Source organism: Polynucleobacter sp. AP-Nickl1-40-C4 (genome assembly GCF_035012665.1).
GTDB lineage: Bacteria > Pseudomonadota > Gammaproteobacteria > Burkholderiales > Burkholderiaceae > Polynucleobacter.
In genome coordinates this window covers 1-17,776 of the sequence record NZ_JAYGQR010000001.1, presented here as the reverse complement: position 1 = coordinate 17,776, position 17,776 = coordinate 1, and the positions used below count along the sequence as shown (strand labels likewise).

Sequence of the window (17,776 nt, the reverse complement as noted above, 5' to 3'; positions counted from 1 at the left end):
GAGGGATTTTTTTATTAGAGAAATTTCGTTAAATTCTCTAGCACTTAAGTGAAATACCAAGTTTGATACCTAAAATTACGCAACCATCGCATAGAAAGAGCTGTGAATCACAGTTCAAAGCCGCTAAGTTATTAGCGGCTTTAGCTATTGCTGGTCTGGCTGGACAGGCGCTAGCTGCCCCTCCCGCCGCTAATGCGTTGCCAACAGGCGGGAAAGTTGTTGCTGGTACAGCAGCCATCTCCCAGGCGGGTAACACTATGAATATCAATCAATCCAGTCAACGTGCTGTGATTAATTGGAATAGTTTTGATGTAGGTTCACAAGCAACGGTGAACTTCAATCAACCCAATTCCTCTGCATCAACCCTCAATTACGTCAATAGTGCTTCAAAATCGATGATCAATGGCGCAGTCAATGCCAACGGTCAGGTGATTTTTGTAAATAACAATGGCGTGGTGTTCGGTAAGGGTGCTGAGGTGAATGTGGGTGGCATGGTGGCAACCACCATGAACATCTCTGCAACAGAATTTATGTCAGGAAATAATACCCAGGTATATGAGGGTGGCACTACTGGCAAAATTATTAATAAAGGCCATATTACTGGCAATAATATTAATAGTTATATTGCATTAATGGCGCCACAAGTAGTTAATACCGGCGTTATTACTGCAACAATGAGTGGTAATAATGCGATTGCATTAGTTGCTGGTCAAAAAGTGACTTTGAAATTTTCTGGCAGTCAATTTGTCAGTGTTTCAGTTGATGCTTCAGTAGTAAATGCATTAATTTCAAATAAATTATTAATTAATGCAGGTAGTGGTCAAGTAATTATTGGCGCAAATGCTGCACAGAATTTAATGGGCTCACTCATTAAAAATACCGGCACTATTTCTGCATCCGATATTAATACTTCTGGTGGAAAAATCTCATTAACTGCCGACACAATCGAGCAAAGTGGTGTGATTGAAGCCAATTCTGCACAAGCAACGGGTGGCAATATTAGCCTTAAAGGTAATAACATTACTTTAGCAAGCGGTTCAAAAACCACTGCCACTGGTGCAGCAGCCGGCGGAACTATTAATGTTGGCGTAAACAACGCAAACAATCAATCAGTTCAAGACGCTATACAAAACAATTCCTTAGCAAACACAGTTTCCGTACAAACTAACGCAACTGTAGATGCATCTGCTACCCAAAACGGTAACGGTGGAACCATCAATATTTGGTCTCAAATCAAGACCTTAATTGCTGGAAACCTCTTCGCAAAGGGTGGGGCACAAGGCGGTAATGGTGGCTTCATCGAGACTAGCTCTAAGGGCAACGTCTCCATTGCAGCAAGCTCAATCATAGATACATCTGCCCCAAATGGCAAAACTGGCATGTGGACAATAGATCCGCAAGCCTTAATTATTGATAGCGCAGCAGCATCCGCTATCAGCAATGCCTTGAATAGCACCAGCGTGACATTGGATGCAACGGGTAACGCCTGCGCGTTTGGATCATGCACGGCCAGTCAATCCGCGTTGATTCGTATCATGGCTGGTGCCGATATCTATTCAAGCAATACAGCAACCTCATTGAACTTGATCGCAACTGGCGGCCAGATTGACATTAATAGCAACATTACTGCTGGACAAGTATATGCAGTAGCCCAGGCTATTAATGTAAATGGTTCTATTAATACTAACGGTGGAAATAATTCCAATATTTATTTAGCTGGTGCCATTATTAATATTCTCGGTAATATTAATTCCAATGGCAGTAATAGTAATAATTCGAATAATACAAATTCAAGCAATTTAAATTCTGCAAATACGACTACTGCGAATAATCGTCGCAATGGTCAAAATGGTTTAAATGCAGATAGCAATACTTATACAAGTAACGGCGGTTTAATTAATATTCTGGCAACTGGTGATATCAATATCGGCAGCAATAGTTATATCTCAGCAAATGGTATTAATGGGGGAGCAGTCACGATTGTTTCAACAGCCGGCACAACAACGATTAACGGTATTGTCGATTCAATCGGTAAAGTAACTAACGGCGGCAATATCGCCATTGTTGGTAAAACCCAAACAGATTTAATTGGTGCATTAATTAGTTCAGAAGGATTAAGCCAGGGTGGCGTCATCAATTTGGGCCAAGTAAATAATTTGGGTAATGGCACTATCCTTGCGCCACCAGCAACTGCACCTCCAGCACTCACAAATTTCGTGAACACAGCAGTAGCAGCGGCAGTAGATTCAAACAACAGTATCACTAGCAGCAACATCAATCTTGATAGCCAAACTGGCATCAATGCACCAAACGGCACTATCGTCGTCTTCGGTGACCAGATCCAAATCAACAATTCATCTCTAGCAGCCATCAATGGCGACATTGCTATTGGCCGTCCAAGCTATAGTCAAGGCGCAGTAGCTAGCTTAGTTGCAATTTCTAACTCCACATTGACCGCAAACCGCGTAGAGACCTCTGGTGATTTGTTGGGCACTCAAAATACAGCGGTTGTATCAAATGAGTGGCTGCTTGACCCAACCACCGTCACTATTACCGCTACTGCTTCAACGGGCGGCACACTGGCTAACGCACTTGCAGCCACTGGTACGTCAAATATCAGCACGGCGGATATTGTTGCGGCCATTAATGCCGGCAATACGGTCAACGTAGTAGCAACAGGCGCAATTACTCAGACTGGTGCTTTAGCATTTGCGCCAGCTACAGGCATCACAGGCACCTTGATTTTGGATAACCATTTAACTCAAGGGTCAAGCATTACCTCTTCAGGCGGAATTACTTCTTCAGGGGCAGGTACGGTTAATTTGCAATTCCTTGCTGGCGGTCAATCACTCGTTAGTGGTGCAATTACAGCAAGCAGCGGCCCAATAAATGTGGTCATGCAATCTTATTGGAAGACTAACACTAGCAATGTGGCCTCAGGAGCTACCGTTTTAAATACTGCCCCCATAACGACGAGGGGTGGATATGTCATCATGGACGGTACGGGCGGTACTATTAATTTAGTTAATCAAACCATCACAATGGGCACAGTCAATGTTGGCTATCTACAAGACATTTATCCCCAAGCAAGCATCAACACCACCACAAATGCTGGAGTAGTAAGCGCTACTTCAACAGGTGGCAACTTTATTGGTGCCGGTTACAGTGCCGTATCCGGAGGAGGCATTGGTGCCTATGAGAGTAATGCCGCCACCTTAAATATTGGCGGCTTCGTTAATATTCAAGCAAAATCTGCAGGTACCAATCAGTACAGTTATGTAATTTCCGCTTACGGGGCTGGACCAATTAATGCGGCTGGCAATATCAATATAACCAATACTAGTTCTTCTACAGGACTAGCCGTGGGTGGTATTTACCTTAGCGCTGGTACAACTTTAACTTCATATACCGGTAGCGTAAATATAAGCAACAACAGTACCGGCAGTGGAAGCGGACTTCAGATACTTGCTCCAATTGCTGCGGCGACTGGTATTACCATAAACAACAACAACCTTAATGGAACGGGTGTTTATTCCACTGCAGCAATTTCAACAACTAGTGGTGCTATTACCATTAATAGTACTGACAATGAGGCTGGATTCTTTGCGGTAAATCTTACTGGGTCCGTAACCGCTCCTCAGGTTGACATTACCGCAAGCAATACAAATGCAACAGGTAAGGGTGTTAGCGTTACTGGCGGTGTGACAATTACTGCGGGAACTTACGCTACGGTTGGTGATGCGTTAAATATCACCTCAACAGTTGCTACAACCGGTCTTGCGGGTGGCATTGTGGTGACTGGTGGTGCCATCACTAATAACTCTAATGGTGGTGATGTCACATTTAAGACCAATGGTGACATTACAGCAACATCTGCGGTCAGCTTTGCTACTGCCAATACAACGAACCATGCACAGACAATTACCTATGACACCACATCAGGCAATTTAAATAGTCAAATAACGATTGGAGCCATTACTTCTCAGGTCGCCTCAATCAGCGAGCCAGTTAACGTTACGGTACTAGCAACAGGCGCAATTACTCAGACTGGCGCTTGGGCGTTTGCGCCAGCTACAGGCATCACAGATACCTTGATTTTGGATAACCATTTAACTCAAGGGTCAAGCATTACCTCTTCAGGCGGAATTACTTCTTCAGGCGCAGGTACGGTTAATTTGCAATTCCTGGCTGGCGGTCAATCACTCGTTAGTGGTGCAATCACAGCAAGCAGCGGCCCAATAAATGTGGTCATGCAATCTTATTGGACGACTAACACTACCAATCTTCAATATCAAGGTACCGTTTTAAATACTGCCCCCATAACGACGATGGGTGGATATGTCATCATGGACGGTACGGGCGGTACTATTAATTTAGTTAATCAAACCATCACAATGGGCACAGTCAATGTTGGCTATCTACAAAACATTTATGTCCAAGCAAACATCAACACCACCACAAATGCTGGAGTAGTAAGCGCTACTTCAACAGGTGGCAACTTTATTGGTGCCGGTTACGCTGCCGTATCCGGAGGAATCAATGGTGCCTATGAGAGTAGTGGCGCCACCTTAAATATTGGCGGCTTCGTTAATATTCAAGCAAAATCTGCAGGTACCAATCAGTACAGTTATGTAATTTCCGCTTACGGGGCTGGACCAATTAATGCGGCTGGCAATATCAATATAACCAATACTAGTTCTTCTACAGGACTAGCCGTGGGTGGTATTTACCTTAGCGCTGGTACAACTTTAACTTCATATACCGGTAGCGTAAATATAAGCAACAACAGTACCGGCAGTGGAAGCGGACTTCAGATACTTGCTCCAATTGCTGCGGCGACTGGTATTACCATAAACAACAACAACCTTAATGGAACGGGTGTTTATTCCACTGCAGCAATTTCAACAACTAGTGGTGCTATTACCATTAATAGTACTGACAATGAGGCTGGATTCTTTGCGGTAAATCTTACTGGGTCCGTAACCGCTCCTCAGGTTGACATTACCGCAAGCAATACAAATGCAACAGGTAAGGGTGTTAGCGTTACTGGCGGTGTGACAATTACTGCGGGAACTTACGCTACGGTTGGTGATGCGTTAAATATCACCTCAACAGTTGCTACAACCGGTCTTGCGGGTGGCATTGTGGTGACTGGTGGTGCCATCACTAATAACTCTAATGGTGGTGATGTCACATTTAAGACCAATGGTGACATTACAGCAACATCTGCGGTCAGCTTTGCAACAGCAAACACTACAAATCACGTACAAACCTTAACTTATGACACTCGTACTGGTAATTTAAATAGTCAGATTACAGCTGGCATATTTACCTTTAACGCGACCGGCGCCATAAGTCCGGTCAACTATCAGATTCTGTCTAATGGTTCTGCATTAACTATCCCAGCTGTAACCGTGTCTGGAACAATCTTGCTGGACAATACTTGCGCATCAAATGCAAGTTATACCTGTTCAACACCACTAACCGCTTCATCTGCTACAACAGTTAATACCACTGCATCTATTGGTATTTCCTTAACAGGTGCGCAGACATCAGGGCGGGGCATTACTATCAACGGCATTAATGCCAGCGCCTCTAATGCTGCCGTTGCATTAGGCGCAAATGGTTTAACCGTTACTAGTGCTGCCTCATTTCCAACGGCTGGGGTCAATGCAATTTCAGTAATCGGAAATAAAAACACGGCCAATATCGGTAATCCTGGAATTACTTCAACAGGTGCGCTTGCAGTCCAATCAAGCGGCGGAGATATCTTATTTAAATCCAATGGAGATGTATCTCAGTCTGGGGCCGTTACTCTGGCCGCGAATAATACCGGCCATGCTCAGGCAGTAACATATGACGTAACATCAGGGAATCAGAATGCTTCTATCGTAGCTGGAGTTCTCACATACACAGCTAGCTCTTCTCCTGCAAGCAATCCAGTCAATTTCAGTGCTTTAGCAAGTGGTGGGTATATAACTGTTAGTGCTACAACTGTTTCGGGATCAATAACGGCTGACAATACCTATGGCTGCACAGGGGCTAGTTGTACTCCAGCGAGCGGATATTTAAACATGTCTACCATTAGTACATCAAATGCTTCAACTGGTGTCTATGTGACTGGTTCGTTGAGTGCGGGAAGTTCCATTACGATTAATGGAGCAAGCGCGAGTCAAATTTCAGGTATGAATAGTGGTGCGGTTACTCTGGCTGCTATCACTATTTCTGGCTCGCAGGTAAGCGCAGGCAACCAAATCAATATTAGTGGATTTAGTAATGGCGTAGGACATGGTTTAGCTTTTATGGGTAATGTCACCATTAATTCCGGTACTGGTCCTACTTTGGTAGGTGGCGACATTAATGTGTTAGCTGTTACTAGCGCGTCGTGCTGTAGCGGATTTTTTATGAATAATGCTGTATCTGCAGAAGTATCAGCCAATGCTTATGGTAGTAACATTAACTTCGGCACATCAGCCACCCCTATTAAAGGTGCTTTAGGTATCAATGGCTACACATCATCCTTCAATACATTGAGGGCAACTACTGTTGGTGGTGTTGGTGGCAATATTAATATTTACGCTCAAGGGTTTGCACTTGGTTATAGCGCTGCATATATTGCTGGCACTATTACTGCAGATGCCAACGTGGTAATTAGCACGTCTAAAACTGATGCAGGTCTTGCTGCAGCACTTAATTTATCTGCAGCCATTACTTCTAACAATGGAACCGTTTCAGTCACGGGAACTACCTCAAGCGCTGCTAACTATGGGGCATCAATTACTGGAGTTATCAACGGTTACGCAGGCGTCACTATTTTTGGCGGGCCTAATGGCGCTGCAACTGGTGGGGGTGTATCAGATACGGCAACCATTACCTCTGCAGCTGGACCTGTAAGTATCACCGGAATTTCAACTACTGCTATGGCTGTATCGGATACCGCACTCATTACTGGTAACTCTATTACTGTTACAGGTACCGGTACTACAGCAGCAACCGTGGTTTCCTTGGGTGCAATGACAATTAATGCCTGTTCGGCAGGGGTTGCGTGTAACTCCAATAATATTTCTGTGACTGGCAACGATACTGCTGCTGGTGGAAATACAGGCATTACTCAAACCGGTGCTATTACTGATAATGCTAGCGGTGGAAATATCACTTTCACCTCTAACAATGCGATTAGTCAAAGTGGTGCGGTAACGGTAGCTCCCAATACCAGCGGTACCGCTAGCTATATTACTTACAACACTACCAGCGGAAATCAACTATCTACGATTTCAACTGGTGCCTTAACCATTGGCGCTGGAACTAGCAGCTCTGCAATTAATTACATAGAAAAATCAAGCGGCTCTGCATTAACAATTGGCGCAACAACAGTTCCTGGTTATATTTTGTTAGACAATACCTATGGCTGCACAGGGGCTAGTTGTACTCCTGCGAGCGGATTCATTACCGCTGCAAATGGAACAACTTACGCAACATCAACTGGAAACGGTGTTAAGGTTACTGGTAGTTTAGCTAGCGGTTCCTTTGGCGGAGCTACAGGTATCACCTTAAATGGCATTTCCAATTTAGCCGCTGCCACTGGTGTGACATTGCTACCGGCTGTTACGCTAAATTCCACAACAACGATTTCAATAGCCGGAACATCCTTAGTTGCTGGTTCATACGGAGTCGACTACAGTGGCCTCGCAACTAATGGCTCAATCACGGCCGTTGGTAATATTTCTATTACTGGAAATACTCCCAATAGCGGAACAGCCAACTATATGTCGTCCCCGATTACCTCTACGGCAGGTTCAGTGACTTTGGTTGGCACTTCAACCACTGGCGCACCAATGACAGTGACTGCAGCCATTTCATCTGCAAATGGAGTAATCATTAGAGGTACTGGTACAACTGCTACAACTGTTGTCAATCTTACTGGCACGATTACCAATGCCGCTGGAGATATCACCATTACAGGAAATGACACTGCAGCGGGTGGAAACACTGGCATTACCCAAACTGGTGCTATTACTGATAATGCCAATGGCGGCAGTATCTATTTCATCTCGAACAATCAGATCAGCCAGGCTGGAAACATTTCGATTGCTCAAAATACTAGCGGTATCGATTCCGTCATTAGCTATAACACCACCAATGGCAATAAGTTATCCACTATTAATGCAGGTGCAGTAACCTTCCTAGGCACTTCAACAAGCCACATCAATTACAACAACATCGCTAGCGGTGCTCCAATAATTGTGAATAGTGCGCTTAATGTTCCTGGCTCAATTACTTTTGACAATACCTACCTTGCAGGAGTGCAGGGCGGCATTAATGCCTCAAATGCATGGCAATATGGCACGACTGCAGCAAACGGTATTGCTATCACCTGCGCAACCACAGTAGCTTGCGGAAGCTTAACCGCTAATTACGGTATCTATCTTCGAGGTGTAGTGGGTGCTTCATCATCCTCGGCTAATCAGACGTTTGATGCTGTTTCGATTAACGCCGTAGCACCTCTCGCAATTACATCAAGCGGAACCTTTGCGGCTGGAACTGATGCGATAAACATTGTGGGCATTACGCCACAATTTGTAGTGACTACTAATGCTACGCCAACGAGTGCTGTGAAGGGCAATGCCATCGGTATTTCAGGTGCTGTAACAATTACCAATAATTCAACCGGTGGTAATACTAATATTGTTGCCTACCAAGGTCGTTATAGCGATGCAGTCACAATCACGAATGCATCAACAGCGGGAGCGTTGGAATTAAGTGCAATTGGAACCACAGCCGATATCGTAACTGTTGCTGGAACCCTGTATACCCAAAATTCTAATGCTGGCGTATTCATCGCTACGTCCAATAACGGTAACGTCACGCCACCAAAGATTATTAACAATGGAACAGGACCAGTAGTCATTGAGGCGGGTGCTTATTTGCCAGTCGGCACTGTTTCATCGGTTTGCAGTGCGGCTGATTGCGGTCAAATAACAGCCTTAAGTGGAAACAACATCACGTCGCCAAACGGTAACGTCTATTTGTATGCCGGTTCGCCTGGAGTTACCGCCGGAACAACTTCCACACAAGCCTCCTTAGGATTGCTTTCTCCTAGCTTGGGTGATTTCACATTCAGCAATACATTGTTTAGCCAGGCTTATGCCGCTGGTAACGTTGCAGCTACATCATTGCCTATCTTTACATTAGGCGGCATTAATACTGCAAACGTAGCAGGTGGTACAGGCGGTACTAGCTGGAATACTGGTGCAATTACTTCTACAAATACTGGCCCAGTAATTCAGTTCCGTATTTCACCAAGTTACACAGCCACGTTATCAGGCAACGTGACTAAGGTTTATGGAACAAACGACCCATTAGCTACTGCGGGTAACCTTACTACTCCAGGCAGTCTTGACTATCAATTACAGGCCCTTTATACAAAAACGACTAATAATTCAGGCTGGGTGTCTAATGGTACGGTAGTAGGAACAGGTTCTTCGGCGATTACCTGTGCAAGTACAGATGGATGTGCGCTGATCACTGTTAATAGCGTGAACTTTGTCGTTCCATTGGACGCTTTTGTTAACTCTTTGCAGGCATTGCCCCCAACTCCACGCACAAGTTATGGCACGCTTGCGGGTGAGCAGGTTAATACCGATAGCACAAGCTACACCTACAACATCACAAGCACACACGGCATTAGCGTAAGTTCTGGCGTGACTATCAATAGCCAAAGTTTTGGCAATGTTGGCCTGGTTATTACACCTGCACCTCTGACTATTACCGCATCGAATCAGGCTGTGCAGGCAGGAACAGCCTTGCCTTTGGGAACCACCGCTTTCACTAGCACCGGTCTCATAACTACAGTTGATGGAGTAACTTTAGGGGATTCCATTACGAGTTCAACCTTAACATCCAATGGTTTAACCACGGTTCCGACAACCTTGGCGTCTGGAGTTTATGCTCCTCCAAACGTCAATAGCATCACCCCAAGCGCTGCGGTATTTGCCCCGGTTTCTGGATCACGTGGTGCTGCGAATTATGCAATTACTTATGTGGGCGGAACCCTTACATCTTCTGTAAATGCAATCGTCACCATCACCGCACTTGCTGACACCAAAATTTACGGTAATAGTACAACTACTAACGGCGTAACCTATAACAGTAATGGCTTGGGAGTGGTAACTATTGGCGGAACAAGCTATTCCATCGCTGGCTTACCCAATGGAGATGCTTTAACTGGACTGTCTTTAACTAGCTTGGGTGGAATAGCAACAGCGCCAGTAGGTAGTAGTTACCAAATCACCCCATCTGCAGCAGTGATTACCGGCACTGTTGCTTACACGCTGAACTATGTTTCTGCGCTAATGACAGTTCAACCTCGGCCAATTACGATTGCTGCCGTTGGTATCACCACCACATATGGCACGCCGGTTACAGTTTCACAAAATCAAACAACAGGCTACACAATAGGCGGCTCTGGTTTGGGTGCAAGCGACACATTAACAAGCGTCGCCGTCAATTACTACAATGGCACTACGAATTCCACAACCGTACCCGGTTCCACTGGGGCAGCTACTTATAACGCTGCGATTACTACAAGCGCAGCGACTGGTACCGGCGGCTTTAACTCTACCAACTACAACATTACCTATACGCCAGCCAACTTGGTGGTTAATAAATTGGCTGTATCCCTTACTGCCAATTCCCAAAGCACTGTATATGGAACAGCGCTAGCATTAGGAACAACGGCTTACACCAGCAGCCTGTCAAGCTTGCCGAATGGCGACACAATTTCTGGGGTGACATTGCAGTACAACAGCTCCGCAACTGTTCCTGGCACTACTAATGCGCTTACTTATACCGGTGGAATCGTTGCAAGCAGTGCAACAGGTACTGGCGGCTTTGGCGCAACTAACTATGCCATCACTTACAGCCCAGGAAATCTCACCGTTACCCCTGCTAACGTAGTGATTACACCAGCGAACGTTTCCGCATCCGGTCAGACCGTGATGTACAACGGGGCAGCTCAAACATTCAATCCATCTACTGGATTTACCGTAACTGGTATGCAGAATAGCCAAGCCCTAGTATTTAGCACTAATGGCCTGGCATCTGGATTAAATGTTGGAACTTATGCTAATACGATTACTACCTCAGGAAGCAATCCAACCGTTACAGGCGTAACGAACGGCGGGTCACTTAGTAACTACAACATTAGTGTTTCAGCACAAGGCTCACTCACGATTACCCCAGCGCCATTGAGCGTAACGGGCGTAACAACAAACGTAAGCTATAACGGCTCACTACAAGCCAATACTGCACCAGCAGTGGTGGGCTTAGTGGGACAAGACCTCTTAACGAGCAATGGCATTAATGTGACAGGTGTTGCATCTGGTACCAATGCCGCTACATATGCAGATACATTGGCTGTGAGCGCAAAAGGGATCACTCAACTTAGCAACTACACCCTGACCAAAACCAATGGTTCACTCATTATCGGTAAATTGGCCGCTTCCATTACCGGCGCAACTACGGTTAATCCATATACCGGGCTTCTACAAACCAATACCTACACAACCACCGGTATTTTGAGTGGTGATACCGCCAATGTAACTATTGCAGGAAGCGCTGCTGCGACCCACGTATCCCAAGGTACAGTGCCAGACGTATTCTCGGTATCGGGTAGTGCAGCAGGAAACTATGCCTTCACTTACGCGCCTGGCTCAATCACGATTACTCCAGTAGCACTCTCTGTTGTTGGCGCTAATACCACCCAGGTCTATAACGCGACTACTCAAACGAATTCTGTAGCAACTGTTACTGGACTAAAAGCTAGCGATACAGCCACTATTGGTGGTTCTTATGGCGCCGGTAAAAATGTAGGTACTTATGCTGATGCCTTAACTGTTGGCCTTAGCAATTCAAGTGACTACACAATCGGTGTAACCAATGGATCGATTACTATAACTCCAGCAACCATTACGATCAGCGGCATTACCGCTAACAACAAGGTCTATAACGCCACAACTGCAGCCACCTTGAACATTGGAACGATTACCTACAGCGGTGTATTTGCTGGTGATACCGTTTCAGTAAACACCTCTAACTTATCCGGCACTTTCGTAGACAAGAATGTTGGAACAGCTAAAACTGTCAATATTAGTGGGGTAGTACTTGGTGGCAGTTCATCAGCGAACTACCAATTATCTGGTGGTGCTAACACGACGACTACCGCCAACATCACGCCGGCACCATTAACAATTACTGGCAGCAATTTAACAACGACCTATAACGGTGCAGCACAATCGTTAACATCACCAACCGTTGTAGGTGTAATTGCAGGCGATAACGTGGTTGTAGCTACAACTGGCGGTACTGGCACAAATGCAGGGACTTATAGCACTAGTTATGCTGCTAGCGGCACTGATGCTGGTAACTACACCGTAACTTCGAATACCCCAACGCTCACAATTAATAAAGCGTCTTTAGTGATAACTGCAAACAATGCGAGTTCGTTCTACGGTCAGGTTGATCCAGCCCTAACTGCATCAGTTGCAGGATTGCAGGGTAGCGATACTGCGCCAACTTATACGGTAACTCGTGCACCTGGAACAGCAGTAGGTCCATACGCTATTACAGCAGCTGGAGTAAGCAGTAATAACAACTACAACATCAGCTATGTGCCAGGTGTATTTACTATTTCACCGACAGGTGTTCTGGTAATTACGATGAATGCTGCTACAACAACCTATGGCACAGCAGCAACACCAACAACCGCAACGGTCCAGTACGCCACGCCAGCGGGTAGTGGTCCAGTAACGGTGACTACCCTGACCAACTCCTCCGGCAATATTTGGACCGATGGCAGCTACTCCATCACAATTACACCAAGCATTACTAGTGTTGGTGTTACCCCGGTAGTTAGTGGCGCTAGCACCACTTGGAATGTAGGTTCGTATACCAATGCTGTAAGCAATACTAATAACTACACACAGTCAGGCAGCCCGTTCTCCGGCGTATCCACAATTACCAATACATTGACGATTACTCCGGCACCATTGACGCTGACAGTTGCTGATGTATCCAAAACCTACAACGCCAATGCCGTAACTGCGGCCCAAATTACAGCGGGTAGCCTCACTGGCGGTGTGACTACCGGTGTAACTGTTACTGGCGGCGCTTTGATGAATAGTCAAACTATTGCAGGCTTAGGTGGTGTTGTGTATAGCGGCCCAGCAGTTGGCGCTATTAATGCGAGCTCAACACCATATGCAATCAATGGTTCAGTAGGTAGTGGATTCTCAAACTATGCAGTGACTGTTGTTCCAGGTGCGCTGACTGTTAATACCGCTCCGTTGGTAGTGAATGGTGCATTGACAAACCTTACCTACAATGGCGCATTACAAACTAATGCAGCTGCAACTATTGCAGGATTGCAGGGTAGTGATACCTTAACTATTGCTGGTTATGCAACTGGTACCCATGCTGGTACGACAGCAGACGCGTTAGTAGCGACTGGCGCTGCTGCTAGCAACTACAGCATTACCTATAACAATGGAGCATTGACTATTAATCCAGCGGCATTGTTAGTTACTGGTACCAATAATCAATACGCCTATAACGGTGCATTACAAACCAATACTGGCGCATCTGTCAGCGGCCTCAAAGGGTCTGACACAGCAACTGTTGCTGGTTATGCAACTGCTACGCACGTAGCCCAAGGCATTGTTCCTGATGTATTAGTGGCCACCGTGTCTAGTCCGTCTGACTACGTCGTAACTTATGTACAAGGCAGCTTGCAAATTACGCCAATCGTGATTACTGCTGCGGTCAATACTGCAACCGTGATGTACAACGCTGCCTCACAAACTACTGGTTTTGTGGTGACAGGCCTCAAAGGTACTGACACGGCAACTGCAGCCTCTGGTACGGCTACTGGTACTAATGTTGGTACCTACACCAGTAACCTCGTTCTCAATACGTCAAGTGATTACACCGTTGGCGCTATTACAAATGGTACTTTGACTATTACACCAGCGCCTTTGACTATTAGCGGCGGTTTAACTGCTAACAATAAGGTGTATGACACTACCAATGCTGCAACTATTGGGGTGACTGGTAATCAAACTCTAGCCGGCGTGCTCGGTACAGATGCGGTTACTGTGTCATCAACTGGCCCATACACTGGCGCTACGTTTACCCAATCTAATGTTGGATCTGGCTTAACAGTTACTCCAGCAACTACTTCATCAGTTATCAATGGCGCTAGCTACACAACGATGGCTGGTGTTACCTTGGGCGGTGCTGCAGCAGGTAACTACTACGTAACTGGAGTAGGGCCACAAACCTTAACAGCGAACATTACACCGGCACCATTAACAATTAGCTCTGGCTTAACTGCTAACAATAAGGCTTATGACGGCACTACTGCAGCTACTATTAGTTCAGCTACCCAAACCTTGGCAGGCGTATTGGCATCTGATGTTGGTAATGTCGCTATTAGTTCATCTGGCCCATACACTGGTGCGTTTAGCCAATCAAACGTCGGTACAGGCTTAGCAGTAAGCGCAAGTACGACGCCAACTACGATTGCTGGCGGTACTTATAACGCGATGACTGGCGTAACCCTATCTGGTAGCGCGCAAGGCAACTACTATGTTGCTGGCTTAAGCACACCAATTACTGCCAACATTACGCCATACGTCATTAATTTCGGCAGTGGTTCGGGTCCTAATATTGCTGCTGTGGCAAATAACAAGGTTTACACCTCGACTACTGCAGCAAACGGTAGCTTGAGTATGGTGAACCTGTTTGGTACGGATTCAGTATCAGTAAGTTACACCAGCGCTGCATTTGCAAGTCCGAATGTAGCTACTGGCGCTACCGTTACCTTTAATGGCGTCACTTTATCGGGTGCATCTGCAGCTAACTACAGCATTGGCTCCACACCAGTAACAGCGACTGCAAACATTACTCCTGCATTGCTGACCATTACTGCGGTGGATAAGTCCTCTTTCTATAGCCAAGGCTTGGCAACATTAACCCAAGCGCCAGCAATAGGGCTCTTAGGTAGCGATACGGTAACTGGCGCAACGATTACGACTACTGCAACTTCTACAGGTGCAAATGCTGCTGTTGGCACATACCCAATTACGATTAGCGCTGCAACCGGTTCTGGTTTATCGAACTACAGCATTAACTATGTGCCTGCAAATTACACAATCGTAGGGCCTGGCGCCTTAGTGATTACCACTGCTGGTGTTACCACACCATATGGCACGGGTACATCGGGAAATATCCTTGCACCTGCATTGCCAACAGCCACATATACCACTGGCGGCACTAATATCAGCTCTTTAACTTATGTAAGCTCATCAACTACTGGTGATGTAACGAGCTATGTATTCCGTGATGCCGCGCTAAACACGGTTACATTTAACCTAACGCCATCCAATACAACTACCAGCACATCAAACAATATTAATGTTGGTAGCTACGCTTACGCAGCTTCCAACCTATCTGCAGTTGCTACCGGCTTAACTTCAGCTATTCCATCGGGTAATTTCACAGTAACGCCATTGGCTGTAACGGTTACCGCTACACCGACAACAAGCATGTATAACGGTAGTACCCAGAATCAATCAGCGGCAACGACTTCCCCCGCCATCTTGACTAATGACGTAGTCAATATTGGTGGCATTGCTTCTGGCAAGAATGTAGGCGTCTATGTATCGAATTTGTCGACTACTGGTGCGGATGCGGGTAACTATGCTTTTACTTATGTTAATAACAATCTAACCATTACGCCATTCATCATCGGCTCTAGTGGTAGTGGCGGTCCAAGCATCGCAGCTACCGCGAACAATAAGGTCTATGACACTACGACTGTTGCCTCTGGCGCACTGGCGATGACGAACTTGTTTGCTGGTGATTCTGTATCGGTTGCCTATACAAGCGCAGCTTTCGCAAGCCCTAACGTGGCTAACGGCCTAACAGTAAGCTTTAGTGGGGTTACCTTATCGGGCGCTGCAGCTGCTAACTATTCAGTTGCAAGTGTGCCTACTGCAACAGCCAATATCACTCCTGCGCCATTAACCATTAGCGCTGGCTTGACTGCTAATAACAAGGTCTACGACACAACCAATGCCGCTACGATTGCCGTAACGGGTACGCAATCTTTAGCTGGGGTGCTGGGTACAGACGTGGTATCAGTAAGTTCTACCGGCCCATACACGGGTGCAACATTTAGCCAGTCCAACGTAGGCTCAGGTTTGACAGTGACGCCGGCGACTTCTGTTGTGAATGGCGTAACAACCATGACCGGCGTAACCTTGACAGGCGCAGCAGCAAATAACTACTACGTGGCGGGAGTAGGGCCTCAGACATTAGTGGCTAACATTACACCGGCACCTTTGACCATTAACGCTGGCTTAACTGCAAACAATAAGGCGTACGACGGCACAACTGCAGCTACCATCAGCTCGGCCTCTCAAACGTTAGCGGGTGTATTGGCGGCGGACTTAAATAACGTGGCTGTAAGCTCATCCGGTCCGTACAACGCTACCTTTGCTAGTAAAAATGTGGCTAACGGCATTACCGTGACACCAAATACCACCCCGACAGTGATTGCAGGTGGCACCTATAACGCGATGAGTGGTGTAACACTCTCAGGTAGCGCTGCGTCGAACTACTATGTCACTGGTACAGCGTCCCCAATTACTGCCAACATCACGCCATACATCATTAATTTCGGTAGCGGCACAGGCCCGAACATCACCGCAGTAGCAGATAGCAAGGTCTATACCTCTACTAATACTGCAAACGGCGCATTGTCGATGGTCAATTTATTCCCGGGCGATTCAGTAGCGGTTAGCTACGCGACTGCTACTTTTGCTAGCCCAAATGTGGCTAACGGAATTACCGTGACATTCAACACGCCAACCCTGTCTGGTGCAAGCGCTGCTAATTACTCAATTGGCTCAACTGCAATTACTGCACCAGCTAATATCACTCCAGCCCCTCTAACAATTACCGCAGTCAATAAGTCTTCTTTCTACAGCCAGGCTCTTGCTACCTTAACTCAAGCCCCAGCAGTAGGGCTCTTAGGTAGCGATACAGTTACAGGCGCAACGATTAGCACTACGGCATCAACTACTGGGGTTAATGCTTCCGCTGGTACCTATCCAATTGCAATTAGCGCAGCAACTGGTAGCGGCATCGGCAACTACGCAATTACCTATATTCCTGCAACGTATACGATTGTTGCCCCAGGTGCTTTGATGATCACAACTGCTGGTGCCACTACACCATACGGTACAAGCACATCAGGCAACATCATTACCCCCGCACAACCGGTTGCCTCATACAGCACTGGTGGCTCTAATATCAGTGCGTTAACATTTGTTAGTGCAGCTACAGTTGGTAATGTCACAAGTTATGTATATCGTGATGCGACTAGCGCTTTAGTGAGCTTTAATCTCACACCAAGCGGCACAACCACCAGCACCTCCGGAAACATTGTTGTGGGTAGCTATGCCTACGCTGCAAGTAATTTGGTATCTGCCAGCTCTGGATTGACCTCTGGATCTGCGATCACCAGCGGTAATCTGACCGTTACTCCGTTGGCTGTAACGATTACTGCGCCAACCACTGCTGCACTGACTTACAACGGTCAAGTTCAGACCCAGGGTCCTGCAGTAGCATCGCCAGCAATTCTGACAAATGATTTGGTAACGATTTCTGGCGCAGCTAGCGGTAAAAACGTCGGTGTATATGGTTCGAATTTGGC

Annotated in this window: 1 protein-coding gene; it reads left to right on the top strand. The window is 46.3% G+C overall.

All coding sequences use genetic code 11. From position 1 onward, the window contains the following. Positions 1-62: 62 nt before the first annotated feature. On the top strand, positions 63-17,776 hold a 17,714-nt coding region (locus tag VC182_RS00005; protein WP_323484121.1), incomplete at its 3' end, for a YDG domain-containing protein.